Origin of the sequence: Thalassotalea sp. PS06, assembly GCF_007197775.1 — a bacterium.
Taxonomy (GTDB): domain Bacteria; phylum Pseudomonadota; class Gammaproteobacteria; order Enterobacterales; family Alteromonadaceae; genus Thalassotalea_A.
The window spans coordinates 3,767,438-3,781,422 of the sequence record NZ_CP041638.1 but is presented as its reverse complement, the minus strand read 5'-3'; the positions used below and the strand labels follow the sequence as shown (position 1 = coordinate 3,781,422).

Annotated in this window: 13 protein-coding genes; 12 read left to right on the top strand and 1 reads right to left on the bottom strand. The window is 44.9% G+C overall.

Annotated features, from left to right (window positions below):
* Positions 1-3 precede the first annotated feature (3 nt).
* The 12 genes from atpB (at position 4) to FNC98_RS16620 (ending at position 9,376) form a co-directional block, all read left to right on the top strand.
* Positions 4-831 carry a F0F1 ATP synthase subunit A gene (gene atpB / locus FNC98_RS16675; RefSeq protein ID WP_144035378.1) on the top strand — a complete coding sequence of 276 codons (828 nt, stop codon included), beginning with the start codon at positions 4-6 and terminating at the stop codon, positions 829-831.
* A gap of 123 nt (positions 832-954) precedes the next feature.
* Positions 955-1,176, top strand: coding sequence for a F0F1 ATP synthase subunit C (gene atpE / locus FNC98_RS16670; RefSeq protein ID WP_089153031.1), 222 nt, complete (start codon positions 955-957; stop codon positions 1,174-1,176).
* Between the two features lie 47 nt (positions 1,177-1,223).
* Complete coding sequence (atpF, locus tag FNC98_RS16665) at positions 1,224-1,694, top strand: F0F1 ATP synthase subunit B (protein ID WP_144035377.1); 471 nt, start codon at positions 1,224-1,226, stop codon at positions 1,692-1,694.
* Positions 1,695-1,708: 14 nt separating this feature from the next.
* Positions 1,709-2,242: a F0F1 ATP synthase subunit delta gene (gene atpH, locus FNC98_RS16660; protein WP_144035376.1), complete on the top strand. Its 534-nt coding sequence runs from the start codon at positions 1,709-1,711 to the stop codon at positions 2,240-2,242.
* Between the two features lie 14 nt (positions 2,243-2,256).
* Positions 2,257-3,798 (top strand): F0F1 ATP synthase subunit alpha, encoded by a 1,542-nt coding sequence (gene atpA / locus FNC98_RS16655; protein ID WP_144035375.1) that lies wholly within the window; start codon positions 2,257-2,259, stop codon positions 3,796-3,798.
* Positions 3,799-3,822: 24 nt separating this feature from the next.
* A complete protein-coding gene (gene atpG / locus FNC98_RS16650) occupies positions 3,823-4,683 on the top strand; it encodes a F0F1 ATP synthase subunit gamma (RefSeq protein ID WP_144035374.1) in 861 nt (286 codons plus the stop codon).
* Positions 4,684-4,716: 33 nt separating this feature from the next.
* Entirely contained in the window at positions 4,717-6,102 is a 1,386-nt protein-coding gene (atpD, locus tag FNC98_RS16645; protein WP_144035373.1) for a F0F1 ATP synthase subunit beta, read from the top strand.
* Positions 6,103-6,119: 17 nt separating this feature from the next.
* The gene (locus tag FNC98_RS16640; RefSeq protein ID WP_144035372.1) at positions 6,120-6,545 is read left to right on the top strand and encodes a F0F1 ATP synthase subunit epsilon; all 426 of its coding nucleotides are present in this window, start codon (positions 6,120-6,122) and stop codon (positions 6,543-6,545) included.
* Positions 6,546-6,956: 411 nt separating this feature from the next.
* Positions 6,957-8,315, top strand: coding sequence for a bifunctional UDP-N-acetylglucosamine diphosphorylase/glucosamine-1-phosphate N-acetyltransferase GlmU (gene glmU, locus FNC98_RS16635; RefSeq protein WP_144035371.1), 1,359 nt, complete (start codon positions 6,957-6,959; stop codon positions 8,313-8,315).
* 60 nt (positions 8,316-8,375) lie between these two features.
* Positions 8,376-8,624, top strand: a complete 249-nt coding sequence (locus FNC98_RS16630) for a hypothetical protein (RefSeq protein ID WP_144035370.1) — start codon at positions 8,376-8,378, stop codon at positions 8,622-8,624.
* Positions 8,625-8,777: 153 nt separating this feature from the next.
* The gene (locus tag FNC98_RS16625; protein ID WP_313904109.1) at positions 8,778-9,074 is read left to right on the top strand and encodes a Bor family protein; all 297 of its coding nucleotides are present in this window, start codon (positions 8,778-8,780) and stop codon (positions 9,072-9,074) included.
* 2 nt (positions 9,075-9,076) lie between these two features.
* On the top strand, positions 9,077-9,376 hold the full coding sequence (locus tag FNC98_RS16620) for a Bor/Iss family lipoprotein (protein WP_144035369.1): 300 nt from the start codon (positions 9,077-9,079) through the stop codon (positions 9,374-9,376).
* 276 nt (positions 9,377-9,652) lie between these two features.
* Here the strand turns inward: FNC98_RS16620 and FNC98_RS16615 are convergent, their stop codons facing one another.
* Positions 9,653-13,942 carry an alpha-1,6-glucosidase domain-containing protein gene (locus FNC98_RS16615; protein ID WP_185968117.1) on the bottom strand — a complete coding sequence of 1,430 codons (4,290 nt, stop codon included), beginning with the start codon at positions 13,940-13,942 and terminating at the stop codon, positions 9,653-9,655.
* Positions 13,943-13,985: the final 43 nt, after the last annotated feature.

Genomic DNA, 13,985 nt, shown 5'->3' with positions numbered 1-13,985 from the left:
AAGATGGCTGCAGATACAGGCTCTTATATCAAACACCATTTGACTAACTGGACAATGTGTTCCGGGGACAGCGGCATCGCTTTTAACAAAGCATGCGCCGACGCTGGCTTCTGGACTCTCCACGTTGACACCTTAGGTTGGTCAATTGTTCTCGGTTTGATTTTTCTTCTTACCTTCCGCTCCGTTGCTAAAAAAGCATCGACGGGCGTTCCAGGGAAATTACAATGCGCGGTAGAAATGATTGTCGATTTTGTCGACAAGAGTGTGAAAGAAACCTTTCACGGTAAAAACCCGCTTATCGCTCCCCTTTCACTGACAATTTTTGTCTGGGTATTACTTATGAATGCCATGGACTGGGTACCAGTAGACTGGATCCCAACCGTTGCTGGTCTTATTGGTCAGTATGGCTTAGGTATGAACCCTGAAGATGTTTACATTAAATCCGTACCTACTACGGACATGAACATGACGTTCGCACTGAGTATTGGTGTGTTCTTCCTGATCATCTACTACTCAATCAAAGTAAAAGGACTTGGTGGTTTCATGAAGGAACTAACCCTTCAACCATTTAACCACTGGGCCTTTATTCCGGTTAACTTCATCCTTGAATCCGTTACCCTTATCGCCCGTCCAGTGTCATTGGCGCTGCGTCTGTTCGGTAACCTATATGCGGGTGAGTTGATCTTTATTTTGATCGCAACCATTGGTTTATTCCAGTTGCCTGTACATTTCTTATGGGCAGCTTTCCACTTACTAGTTATTCCGCTTCAGGCGTTTATCTTCATGATGTTGACCATCGTGTACTTAAGCCTGGCGCACGAAGATCACTAAGACTCAGGATGAGCACGGGTGAGTCAAACGATTTGCCCGTGAGTGACGGCAGGGATGTCGGGAATACAAATTTTACTTTTTAATTTTTAACTTTAACTAACTAAAAAATAACTGGAGATACACATGTTATATATTGCTGTTGCTCTACTAATCGGTTTAGGTGCATTAGGTACTGCGATTGGTTTCGGTCTACTAGGTGGCAAATTCCTTGAGTCTGCTGCTCGTCAACCAGAACTAGCTCCACAGCTTCAAGTAAAAATGTTCATCGTTGCTGGTCTTATCGATGCGATCGCGATGATCGGTGTTGGTATCGGTCTATATCTACTATTCGCTGTTGGTGCATAAGACATAACTTAACCCTTGCGAATTAATTAGATATAGGAGCTACGAATATGAACATGAATGCTACTTTAATCGGTGAATCGATAGCATTTATCGTATTTGTTATTTTCTGCATGAAGTTCGTATGGCCACCAATCATTGGTGCCATCGAAGAACGTCAAAAGACTATCGCTGATGGTCTTGCTGCCGGTGAGAAAGCTGAGAAAGACTTAGAGCTTGCTCGCGACAACATCAAAGCACAGCTTAAAGAAGCGAAAGCTCAAGCTGCTGAGATTGTTGATGCTGCGAAAAAGCGTGAAGCTCAGCTTATCGAAGAAGCCGCAGACAAAGCAAAAGCCGAGCGTGAGAAAATCATCGCTTCTGGCCATGCAGAAATCGAATCAGAGCGTAACCGCGCACGTGAAGAACTACGTCAACAAGTTGCCGTACTTGCCGTTGCCGGTGCCGAGAAAATTCTTGAGCGCTCTATCGATGCCGCTGAACACAGCGACATCTTAGACAAACTAGTTGCTGAACTTTAAGAGAGGATTGAGCTATGTCTGAATTGACAACCATTGCTCGTCCTTACGCGAAAGCAGCGTTCGAGTATGCCGTTGAGGCAAAATCTGTTGATGCCTGGTTAGAGATGCTTGTATTTGCATCTGAAGTTAGCCAGAACGAAACCGTTGCTGGCTACTTAGCCGGTGGTATGGGCGTTGAGCAGGTAACAGATTTGTTCCTTAAAGTATGTGGGGAACAGGTCAACGACAAAGGCCAGAATTTTATTAAGATTCTGGCAGAAAACGGACGCTTGTTGGTGCTACCACAGATCGTTTCTCAATTCGTTGAATTAAAAGCGGAATATGAGAAAGAAGTTTCTGTAGATGTAGCTTCTGCGGTTGAATTAAGCGCAGAACAAGTTACTTCATTGAGCGCCGCGCTTGAAAAGCGTCTGGCTCGTAAAGTTAAGCTAAATTGCACAGTAGATGCCAATGTGGTTTCTGGTCTTGTTATCAAGGCTGGTGATACAGTTATCGACGGTTCTGTCCGCGGTAAACTGGACCGTATGGCTAACTCATTGCAATCCTAATCGGGGAAAAGAGCATGCAATTGAATTCCACTGAAATCGCTGAGTTGATCAAATCTCGAATTGATCAATTCGACGTTGTTAGTGAAGCTCGTAACGAAGGTACTATCGTTTCTGTAACTGACGGTATCATTCGCATCCACGGTCTTGCAGATGTAATGCAAGGTGAGATGATTGAACTTCCTGGCAACCGTTACGCTATCGCGTTAAACCTTGACCGTGATTCGGTAGGTGCGGTAGTTATGGGTCCATACGCGGACCTTGCTGAAGGCGTAAAAGTTAAAGGTACTGGCCGTATTTTGGAAGTACCAGTAGGTCGCGGTCTTTTAGGCCGTGTTGTTAACACTCTAGGTGAGCCAATCGACGGTAAGGGTCCTATCGAAAGCGATGGTTTCTCTCCTGTTGAAGTTGTAGCACCAGGTGTTATCGATCGTAAATCAGTTGACCAGCCAGTTCAGACTGGTATCAAGTCAATTGACTCAATGATTCCAATCGGTCGTGGTCAGCGTGAGCTTATCATCGGTGACCGTCAGGTTGGTAAATCTGCGATCGCACTAGATGCAATCATCAACCAGAAAGACACTGGCATCAAGTCAATCTACGTAGCGGTAGGCCAGAAGGCTTCTACTGTTGCTAACGTAGTACGTTCTCTGGAAGAGCACGGTGCACTTGAAAACACTATCGTTGTTGTAGCGTCTGCTTCTGAAGCAGCGGCACTTCAATACTTAGCGCCATATTCTGGTTGTACTATGGGTGAATACTTCCGCGACCGCGGTGAAGATGCCCTAATCGTATACGATGATTTGTCTAAGCAAGCTGTTGCTTATCGTCAAATCTCACTACTACTTCGTCGTCCTCCTGGACGTGAAGCATTCCCAGGTGACGTTTTCTATCTTCACTCACGTCTACTAGAGCGTGCAGCTCGTGTAAACGAAGAGTATGTAGAGAAGTTCACTAACGGTGAAGTGAAAGGTAAGACTGGCTCATTAACAGCTCTACCTATCATTGAAACTCAAGCGGGTGACGTATCTGCGTTCGTTCCTACTAACGTAATTTCAATCACCGATGGTCAGATCTTCCTTGAGTCAAACCTATTCAACGCTGGTATCCGTCCTGCTGTTAACGCAGGTATCTCGGTATCTCGTGTTGGTGGTGCAGCTCAAACCAAGATCATCAAGAAGCTTGGTGGTGGTATCCGTCTAGCCCTTGCTCAATACGCTGAATTAGCAGCGTTCGCACAGTTCGCATCTGACCTTGATGATGCTACTCGTGCACAGCTTGAGCACGGTCAGCGTGTAACCGAACTTATGAAGCAGAAGCAATACAGCCCACTATCTGTGGCTGAAACTGCAATTTCTCTGTTCGCAGCTGAAAAAGGTTATTTAACCGACATCGAAATCAACAAAATTGGCGATTTCGAAGCTGCGTTATTAGCTTACGCTAGTAACGAACACGCTGAGCTTGTGGCTACCATCAACGAAACTGGTAACTACGATAAAGATATCGAATCGGGTCTAACTAAGTTGCTTGATACTTTCAAAGCAACTCAGACTTGGTAATTATTAGTTTCGGAGACAATAGTCATGGCCGGTGGTAAAGAAATTAAAGACAAGATCGGAAGTGTAAAAAATACACAGAAGATCACCAGCGCAATGGAAATGGTTGCAGCATCAAAAATGCGTCGTGCGCAAGATGCGATGGCTGCCACCCGTCCTTACGCTGAGAAAATCAGAAACGTGATCGGTCACATTGCATGCGGTCAACTTGAATATCGCCATCCTTATTTGGAAGAGCGTGAAGTTAAGCGTGTAGGCTATATCGTTATTTCTACCGACCGTGGTCTTTGTGGCGGCTTAAACGTCAATTTGTTCAAGTCTGTATTAAAAGACTCTGCCAAATGGCAGGAACAAGGCGCTGACGTGGAATTTGCATTAATCGGCTCGAAAGCAGCCGGTTTCTTTGCAAGTTTCGGTGCCAACGTAGTTGCCCAAAAATCCGGTTTAGGCGACCAACCTTCAGTAACTGATTTAATCGGTTCTGTTAAGGTGATGTTAGACGCCTATGACAAGGGTGATATCGACCGACTTTTCGTAGTGTACAACAAGTTTGAAAACACTATGAGTCAAAAGCCGACTATCGATCAATTGTTACCTTTGCCTAAGTCTGATGATGACGAAATTACCCATCGCTGGGATTACATCTACGAGCCTGATGCCCAAGCATTGCTTGACCAGTTAATGGTTCGTTTCGTTGAGTCCCAGGTATACCAAGGCGTGGTTGAAAACCTAGCCAGTGAGCAAGCTGCCCGTATGGTAGCGATGAAAGCAGCGACAGATAATGCTGGTAGCTTAATTGACGACTTACAATTGGTGTACAACAAGGCCCGTCAGGCAGCGATTACTCAAGAGCTGAGTGAAATCGTTGCAGGTGCGGCTGCGGTATAGGCAGAGATTAAATTAAAGTTTAGAGGAATAAACATGAGTGCAGGTAATATCGTGTCAGTTATTGGCGCAGTTGTGGACGTAGAGTTTCCACAAAATGCTGTACCTCAGGTATATGACGCATTAACTATCACCGAAGGTGATCTGGCTGGTCGCGTACTAGAAGTACAGCAACAGCTAGGTGGTGGCGTAGTTCGTACTATCGCCATGGGTTCATCTGACGGTTTGCGTCGTGGTCTGAATGTAGAGAACACAGGAAACCCTATCCAGGTACCAGTTGGTACTGCGACTCTAGGTCGTATCATGGATGTATTGGGCGACCCAATTGATGAAGCTGGTGACATCGCTACTGACGAGCGTTGGACAATTCACCGTGAAGCGCCTTCTTATGAAGAGCAAGCAGCATCTAACGAACTTTTAGAGACTGGTATCAAGGTTATCGACCTTGTATGTCCATTCGCTAAAGGTGGTAAAGTTGGTCTATTCGGTGGTGCCGGTGTTGGTAAAACCGTAAACATGATGGAACTTATCCGTAACATCGCAATCGAGCACAGCGGTTTCTCTGTATTCGCTGGTGTTGGTGAGCGTACTCGTGAGGGTAACGATTTCTATCACGAAATGAGCGAATCTAACGTACTTGATAAAGTAGCGCTAGTTTACGGTCAGATGAATGAGCCACCGGGTAACCGTCTTCGTGTTGCGATGACCGGTCTTACCATGGCTGAAAAATTCCGTGACGAAGGTCGTGACGTACTATTCTTCGTAGATAACATTTACCGTTATACCCTAGCGGGTACTGAGGTATCGGCACTTCTAGGTCGTATGCCATCTGCGGTAGGTTACCAGCCAACTCTTGCTGAAGAGATGGGTGTTCTACAGGAGCGTATTACGTCAACTAAGACTGGTTCAATCACTTCAATCCAAGCGGTATACGTACCTGCGGATGACTTGACTGACCCGTCTCCTGCGACAACCTTTGCTCACTTGGATGCAACGGTTGTACTTTCTCGTGACATCGCTGCACAGGGTATCTACCCGGCAATCGATCCACTAGATTCTACTTCTCGTCAGTTGGATCCACTAGTTGTTGGTAACGACCACTATGACGTGGCTCGTGGTGTTCAATCAACACTACAACGTTACAAAGAACTAAAAGATATCATTGCGATTCTGGGTATGGATGAGCTATCTGAAGAAGATAAGCAAACCGTTGCCCGTGCTCGTAAGATTGAGCGTTTCCTTTCTCAGCCGTTCTTCGTTGCAGAAGTATTCACCGGTTCTCCTGGTAAGTACGTTTCTCTGAAAGACACGATTGCTGGTTTTAAAGGAATCCTGGCTGGCGACTACGATGACCTTCCTGAACAAGCGTTCTACATGGTTGGTTCAATCGAAGAAGCCGTAGAAAAAGCTCAGAAAGCTTAATTGGCTTAGGAGAGAATATGGCTGCCATGACGGTTCATTTGGATGTAGTAAGCGCCGAAGAAAGCTTATTTTCAGGTCGCGTAGAATCATTGCAAATTACAGGTAGTGAAGGTGAGCTAGGTATTATGCCTGGTCACGCTCCTTTACTAACTGCGTTGAAACCAGGTATGGCGCGTATTGTTAAACAACATGGCGGCGAAGAGGTTATTTACCTTTCCGGTGGTATGTTGGAAGTTCAACCAGGTAACGTTACCGTATTGGCCGATGTGGCTGTACGCGGTGGCGAGCTGGATGAGCAAGCTGCTTTAGAAGCCAAGCAACGTGCTGAAGAGCACATTGCAAACGCATCTGCTGACGTTGATTACGCAGAAGTTGCTGCAGAGCTAGCCAGAGCGGTAGCGCAATTACGTGTTATCCAGGAAGCAAACAAATATAAGAAGTAATGTTTAATTACTTACTTAAATGAGAAAAGGCGCCATTTGGCGCCTTTTTTGTACATGGACGTACTTATCCTCCCGAACCATGGATGGTAGCAAGGGAGGGTTTATTACATGGATGTAAGTATGCCCTGATAGCAGGATGCGGTAAGTGTATGTACATGGATGTACTTAGTCGAGATATTGCCGTCCATGATATCTCGACATTCAATACGTCCATGTATCTTGTCAGGATATGACCTCCATGATATCCCGACATATCGTAAATCCCTTTACTAATCCTCCCGAACCATGGATGGTAGCAAGGGGGGGAATGTTTCTAAATTTTATGAAATTTTCAGGAATTATTCCCTGATTAGTTTTGCAACGGTACAAAAGCGATTAAACTAAAGGGAATAAAAATATATAGGGAATATTATGCCTCTTTCAGTCGTTATTCTTGCTGCGGGTAAAGGTACTCGTATGCGTTCTAAACTTCCCAAAGTTCTCCACCCTGTCGCACACAAGTCTATGGTAGAGCATGTTATCGATTCCGCTCGGGCGCTAGATGCCCAACAAATTAACCTTGTTTATGGTTTTGGCGGCGAATTACTAAAAGACGCTGTACAGGGCGATGATTTAACCTTTGTTGAACAAGCGGAACAATTGGGCACTGGCCATGCGGTAGATCAGGCTCGTGAGCACATCAAAGACGATGAAGATGTGCTGGTTCTATACGGTGATGTACCGTTAACACAGGTTTCTACCCTCGAGCGCCTGTTAGCGGCAAAACAAGAAGATTCAATGGCGTTGCTGACCGTAGAGCTTAATGACCCTACTGGTTACGGTAGAATCGTTCGTGATAACGGCACGGTTGTCGGTATTGTCGAGCAAAAAGATGCAAACCCCGAGCAGCTAAAAATTACTGAAGTAAATACCGGAATCCTGCTTGCCAATGGCGGCGACTTAAAGCGCTGGTTGGGTAACCTTTCTAACGATAATGCTCAAGGCGAATATTACCTTACCGATATAATTGCCATGGCCCATAGCGAAGGGAAAACCATTCATACCGCGCACCCAGAAACGGCGATTGAAGTAGAAGGTGCCAATAACCGTGTTCAGCTTGCTACTTTAGAGCGTGCGTACCAGGCTCGTCAGGCAGAACAATTGATGATTGCTGGTGCGAGTTTACGCGACCCTGCTCGTATTGATATCCGCGGTGAATTGAGCGTTGGTGAAGAAGTTGAAATTGATATTAACTGTATTTTTGAAGGCGATGTAACAGTTGGAAATAACGTTGAAATTGGCGCTAACTGTATCTTAACCAACTGTACGATCGGTGATGATGTGGTGGTAAAACCAAATACCATTATCGAAGATGCAGTATTGGAAAATAAATCCAGTGTTGGTCCATTTGCCCGTATTCGTCCGGGTTCGGTGTTAAAAGAAGATGCCCATGTCGGTAACTTCGTGGAAATGAAAAAGTCCACCTTAGGCCCTGGTTCCAAAGCCGGTCATTTAACTTATCTAGGTGATACTATTGTTGGTACAAAAGCCAATATTGGCGCCGGTACCATTACTTGTAATTATGATGGCGTAAATAAATCGCAGACTATTATCGGCGATAATGCGTTTATTGGCTCTAATGCTTCGCTAGTAGCGCCTGTTACGGTCGGTGATATGGCTACCACAGCTGCAGGTTCAGTTATTGTTAAAGACGTTGAAGATGATTCTTTAGCGGTAGCACGTGCTAAACAGCGCAATATTAGCGGCTGGAAGCGCCCCTCAAAAAAATAAGTGCAAAGTAAGAGCAAAATAAAAGCAAATTAATTAAAAAGCCATTAAAGAGAAAAGCCCATGTCAGAAGCGCGACTCATTTTATTACTGAAGATCGCTATCGGAATTGGGCTTTTTTTATTGGTGCTGGGTTACTCCCTACTCTACTGGTTTGATTTACCTGAAAAGCTAGGCGTTACCGGGATGATTATCAGCGCCGCCTGCATTGCCTTTGGCCTGATATTTTCCCTACCTACCAAAATGTATCTGACATTTTTACTGGTTAAGCGCGAGCAGGAACAGCGGCCCGATAACCATTCTAAAAAGTAAAAATCACTGTCAGCTCCCGAGTTTTCTGGGCTCTTGTTATTTGGTTTCTATAAAAACTAATAAACTCAGTATCTTATTTATCATCTTCGACTGCTCTGTTAGTATCTTTGTTACCTGAAAGTCAGGTATTTCTTATTCTACAAGGAGTAAATTATGATTAAGAAATTTGTAATATTGCTAGGGCTGGTGCTGACGGGATGTTCGACAGTAACCATGCAACCAGAGCAAACCTCTAAGTACGTAAACCCGCCGACCTATGAAGATTCAAAAAATTTCTTTTTTTGGGGACTTGTTGGTGAACATAGAGTCAATGTAACGGAAATTTGTGGTGACAAAGAAGTGATTCAAATGCAATCCCAACAAACCTTCCAGGAAGGTGTTTTTGCTTTGTTAACTCTCGGTATCTATTCGCCTCATTCTGTTAAAGTCTGGTGCTCAGAGGAAGGTTAATTATGAAAAAAACAATCACATTAATCTCGGCTCTAATGCTTTCCGCGTGCACTACCATCCACTTCGACAAAGAGCCAGCGGCAACTACCGCTGTGGTTAAGAAAGAAGAGTGGCATCATAATTTAGTGTTAGCACTTTATGAAGCATCAGATCCTGTGGCGCTTAACAACATTTGTGGTGAACAGGAATGGGTTACAGTGAAAACTGAAACATCGTTTCTTAATGGATTAGCATCCAGCGCAACCAGCGCTGTTGTAGGGCCGCTATGGACTCCTAAAACGGTAGAGATAAGCTGTAAATAATCAATTTTCAGCTAGTAAATCCTCCCTTGCTACCATCCATGGTTCGGGAGGATTAGTAAAAGGACTTCCGATATGTCGAGATATCATGGATGGCAATATCTCGACTAAGCACGTCCATGTACACACCCTAACCGCGTCCTGCTCAACGGGCATACATACATCCCTGTAATAATCCCCCCCTTGCTACCATCCATGGTTCGGGAGGGTAAGCACGTCCATGTGCAAAAAAAAACGCCCTTGCGGGCGTTTTTTCGGTTTAGTTAGCGGCTAGGGTTATTACATAACCTTAGTTACAGTCAGGGTTGAATTTAACGGATCCGGACCGGTTACCGTGAATAGGTAATCGCCAGCTTCGCTAATATCAATCTTGAAGTTGGATTGTGAATCCTGAACCAGTGCTTCAGCGGTATCAAGATAAACATCGGCATCGTCACCAGAGGTGGCACCTAAGTTTACCGTTGACCAGTCTTGAGAAGCCACTTTGAATTCATAACTTTGTGCTTCCAGAGACAAGGTAAGTGTGTAAGTGCTGTTGCCAATATAAGTCATGGCATCATTTTCAGACCAACCATTCATACTACCTTTTACATACACTGTAGTTTCACCAAACATTTTGGCACTGTATACAGTTAGAATCGGCTCTTGTTGGTTCGAAGCATCAAAGATAAAGGTGTATTCACCATCAGCGAAGACCATATGCAGGTTGTCATTTGAACCTGGAACAAGAAGCTGTTCTTCACGCTCTAGTACTTCAGTATCGTCAGCAGGTGCACCCATGTTAACGGTTGCCCAATCTGCTGAAGCCACTTTAAAGTACTTGTCGCCAGCTTCAATAGTAGTTGTCAACGAGTACTTGCCATCGCCGATATAAGTGAACGGGTTATCTTCAGACCAACCATTCATGTCACCACGCAAGAATACGGTGGTACCGTAGAACGGCTCTTCGTAAGTTACGTTCAGAATCGGTGCAGAGGTATTAGTCGCATCGATAGAGAAGGTGTAACGCGTTTCTTCTGTGATAGTGATCTTCAGGTTATCGTTGCTACCAGGTACTAATGCAAGATCTGTATTTAGCATAACAGGGTCGCCATTTGGCGCGCCAAGGTTAACCGTAGACCAATCACCTGAAGCCACTTTGAAGTAGTACTCACCAGCGGCTAAATCGATATCTACTGAGTAAACACCATTGCCCTGATACATCATTGCATCGGTTTCACCCCAGCCGTTCATGTCGCCACGAATCAATACTGTGGTATCACCGTATGGAACAACATCCGGAGCACCAGCAGTAGCAAATGCTGATAAACCTTCGCCCTGCATTTCGCCCTGCACTTTCACGAATACTGCAGTGCTTAGCGCTGGAACGGTAAAGGTACCTTCACCCTCGCCTTCACTGAAGCTTGCGCCGGCAACAACACCGTCAACAGAGTTTTGTTGAACAGTGTGTAAAGAGAAACCTGACGCCGTTGCAACGGTGTGTGAATGTTCCATGTTAGAGGTGTTAACAACAACTACTACCGCATCGTGCATTGGGTCTAGGTCAGCAAAACCTGTACCATCATCAATACTCATTACGATTAAGCCCTGAGTCTGACGCTTACCAATGTTGTGGAAACCTACGCGGTTGATGATGTCATCAGCTGTCGTTAAGCGGAATAGCTTACTAGACTGACGAATCTGTAGGAATTCATTGAACACATTGCTGGCGAAGCTGATCTCACTCATGCCTACTTGAGCCATTGGATTCGCCGCTAATGAAACCAAAGTATCATCATCGCGACCACCTTTATCTAAAGGCAGACCAACGTTGAAGTTGTTAGTGTAGAAATCGTAATCAACTTTGTTGAACCAATCGCCGGCATCATAAGTGTTACGGTCTAAAGATTTCGAACGTAAGAAATCGCCACCTAATTGCAGGAACGGAACACCCTGTGAAAGCATGATGATAGAGTGAGATACGTTTTGCGCACGTACACGCTCATCCATGCTCATTGAGAATGGCAATACAAACTGCAACTGATCCCATAGTGATTCATTATCGTGCTTAGAGATGTAGTTGATAACGTCGGCCGGGTCTTTCGCATACATACCTGGGTTGTAAGCACTACCAGTAGCGTCAACACCGTTGTAGCTCTTTAATACGTAGTCAGCCAGAGAACCAGCCATACCAAGCTTAACAATATCCTGCTTGATGAATGGACCATCTTCGTAATCAATGTTTGAGAAGATTTCACCAGTACGGATACCTTCGCGGATACGGTCGTTAAAGGTAGAGATTTCAGTACCAGCCATGTTGAACTGGTTAGCCTGTTCAAAACCACGATCGTCACGCGTCCAGCCTTCACCGTAGAAGTAGTTATCTTCGTCAACAGCACGAACAGCGTCGCGAGCGGCTAGCATTTGTTGCTTAGAACCATGGCTCATGATGTCGAAGCGGAAGCCGTCGTATTTATACTGTTCAGTCCATAGAAGTAGTGAATCCACCATGAACTTGTCCATCATACGATGCTCAAGAGCGGTATCGTTACAACAGGTAGACTGGATAACGGCACCAGAAACTACGTCACGGCTGTGGTAGTAACCCGGAACGATTTTATCGAATACTGAGTTATCCCAAAGGCCCGCTGAATTGGTGTGGTTATAAACAACATCAAGTACAACGCGAAGACCAACTTCATGCAATGACTGGATCATCGCACGCATTTCTTTGATACGCGCTACGCCGTCAGCGTCAGACGCATAAATACCATCTGGTACATTGAAGTGCTTAGGATCATAACCCCAGTTGAAGCTATCAAATTCACGAATTACGTTTACAAGATTTGCAGCATCATTGGTGTAAGGGCTGTAGCTTTCAAGTACAGATTGTAGCGTTGCGTTGTCGTCTTCAATTCCACATACTGGCGCGTCAGATTTCAATGCGCATAGATCAGCAACCGTATCGGTTAAATCAACAATACGCTCTGGATCTTCGTTGATAGAAGCAATGTCATTTGCCGGAAGAATATGGAAGTGCGTAAGACCACTTTCAGCAAGTTTCTTCAGGTGCATTACTGGTGCGCTGTCCATTTCTGAGAATGCCAGGTACTTACCACGGTTTTCTTCAGAAACTGACTGGTCCATCGCACTGAAGTCACGGATATGAGCTTCGTAGATTACTGCATCTTCAACATCCGAAACGGTAGGAATGGTTTGCTCCATCCAGCCATCAGGGTATAGATCAGAGTCTTCCAGATTTACAAACTGAGAGTATTCACCGTTAGTAGACAAGCTTACCGAGTAAGGATCAGTTACCAACAAGGTTTCAATCATCTGGCTTTGCGGGTGATAAACCGTAACTTCAAACTGGTAGAACGCACGATCCATGTCTAAATCAGCGCTGTAGCTCCAGATACCCGTCATGGTGTCTTCCATCATTGGGTAGCTGCCAGTCTCTGCTTTGTCGGCATCAAATACTTTCAATACTACGTTTTGAGCGGTTGGTGCCCAAAGTGCAACATCGATCATGCCGTTGTCATAGTTAAGACCTAACTGCGCTTCATCAGCATCCATATCACCCATGGTGTATAGGTAATCAAGAACTTTATCCGCCTGAACGTTACTTGCAGCAACCGTTTCACCATCGCTGTTGTAACCCACAACAACTAATTGGCTTTTTAATACAGATTTAGCATCTTCAGCGCTCCAGTTACCTTGATATGCAGGCCAGTCATTCACTTTCGGAGCAAACGCTTTTTGCTCTTCAGTTAAATCAACCATGCCTAGCTCAAGAGTAGAACCGTTGAACATGTCATTTTCGTCAGCTTCGATACCTGCACTCGCTGAGTAGTGAAGTTTAACGGTGGCGATATCGGCGTCAGAGTTCCAAACCAGGGTATTGGTATCAATCCAGTGAGCAGCAAAATCAGCGGCTTTAACTGGTTGCTTACCTAGAGAAACTACCGGGTATTCAAATACTGAAGGTTCACCGTTAAAGGTGAAGTTCATCCGTGCATAGGTAGGATCGTCCTGCTGTAATGGCATTTGGAAGTCGCCGCTACCCAGTGCTTTACCTGCATCGTCAGTACCGATATGAACGATAAAGTTACCACATTCTGTATAACCTTCTTTCAGGTTAAGAATGTAATAAGCACCATAAGTTGGATCAACACCAGCATATTCATGGCCATTTGCCCAGTCAGACGTATCGTGTGGTGGCGCGTACGCATCACACTGGTCAGTATTCCAGGTATGTAGACGATAACCTACATAGTCATCTGGATTATCTGTACCCAGATTAAAATAAAGTACCGCTTCATTTTCAGCTGGGAAATAAACTGGAATTGGCGCATTTGGATCAACACCAACTACACAGGTTTCGTTTAATGCATCCGGAACCGTAGGAGCCGGACACTGAATTGGCTCTGGAGCCACACAAGATGTACCGCTGGCATCAGGCACCATAGGTACATCACACGTTAACAGGGATTCTCCTGACTTAATATCACTGTCACCGCCACAGGCGGTAAGAAATAGTGATACTAAGGCGACAATCAGCAAATTTGCTAAGTTTTTTGTCGTTTTCATCATTATTATTCCTTATTCAGTCGTTACTTAGAGTTATCGATTT

What these genes read in the sequence shown, in the direction of transcription:
- atpB (WP_144035378.1), top strand. Translation starts at nt 4, where the DNA reads ATGGCTGCAGATACAGGCTCTTATATCAAACACCATTTGACTAACTGG.
- atpE (WP_089153031.1), top strand. Translation starts at nt 955, where the DNA reads ATGTTATATATTGCTGTTGCTCTACTAATCGGTTTAGGTGCATTAGGT.
- atpF (WP_144035377.1), top strand. Translation starts at nt 1,224, where the DNA reads ATGAACATGAATGCTACTTTAATCGGTGAATCGATAGCATTTATCGTA.
- atpH (WP_144035376.1), top strand. Translation starts at nt 1,709, where the DNA reads ATGTCTGAATTGACAACCATTGCTCGTCCTTACGCGAAAGCAGCGTTC.
- atpA (WP_144035375.1), top strand. Translation starts at nt 2,257, where the DNA reads ATGCAATTGAATTCCACTGAAATCGCTGAGTTGATCAAATCTCGAATT.
- atpG (WP_144035374.1), top strand. Translation starts at nt 3,823, where the DNA reads ATGGCCGGTGGTAAAGAAATTAAAGACAAGATCGGAAGTGTAAAAAAT.
- atpD (WP_144035373.1), top strand. Translation starts at nt 4,717, where the DNA reads ATGAGTGCAGGTAATATCGTGTCAGTTATTGGCGCAGTTGTGGACGTA.
- FNC98_RS16640 (WP_144035372.1), top strand. Translation starts at nt 6,120, where the DNA reads ATGGCTGCCATGACGGTTCATTTGGATGTAGTAAGCGCCGAAGAAAGC.
- glmU (WP_144035371.1), top strand. Translation starts at nt 6,957, where the DNA reads ATGCCTCTTTCAGTCGTTATTCTTGCTGCGGGTAAAGGTACTCGTATG.
- FNC98_RS16630 (WP_144035370.1), top strand. Translation starts at nt 8,376, where the DNA reads ATGTCAGAAGCGCGACTCATTTTATTACTGAAGATCGCTATCGGAATT.
- FNC98_RS16625 (WP_313904109.1), top strand. Translation starts at nt 8,778, where the DNA reads ATGATTAAGAAATTTGTAATATTGCTAGGGCTGGTGCTGACGGGATGT.
- FNC98_RS16620 (WP_144035369.1), top strand. Translation starts at nt 9,077, where the DNA reads ATGAAAAAAACAATCACATTAATCTCGGCTCTAATGCTTTCCGCGTGC.
- FNC98_RS16615 (WP_185968117.1), bottom strand. Translation starts at nt 13,942, where the DNA reads ATGAAAACGACAAAAAACTTAGCAAATTTGCTGATTGTCGCCTTAGTA.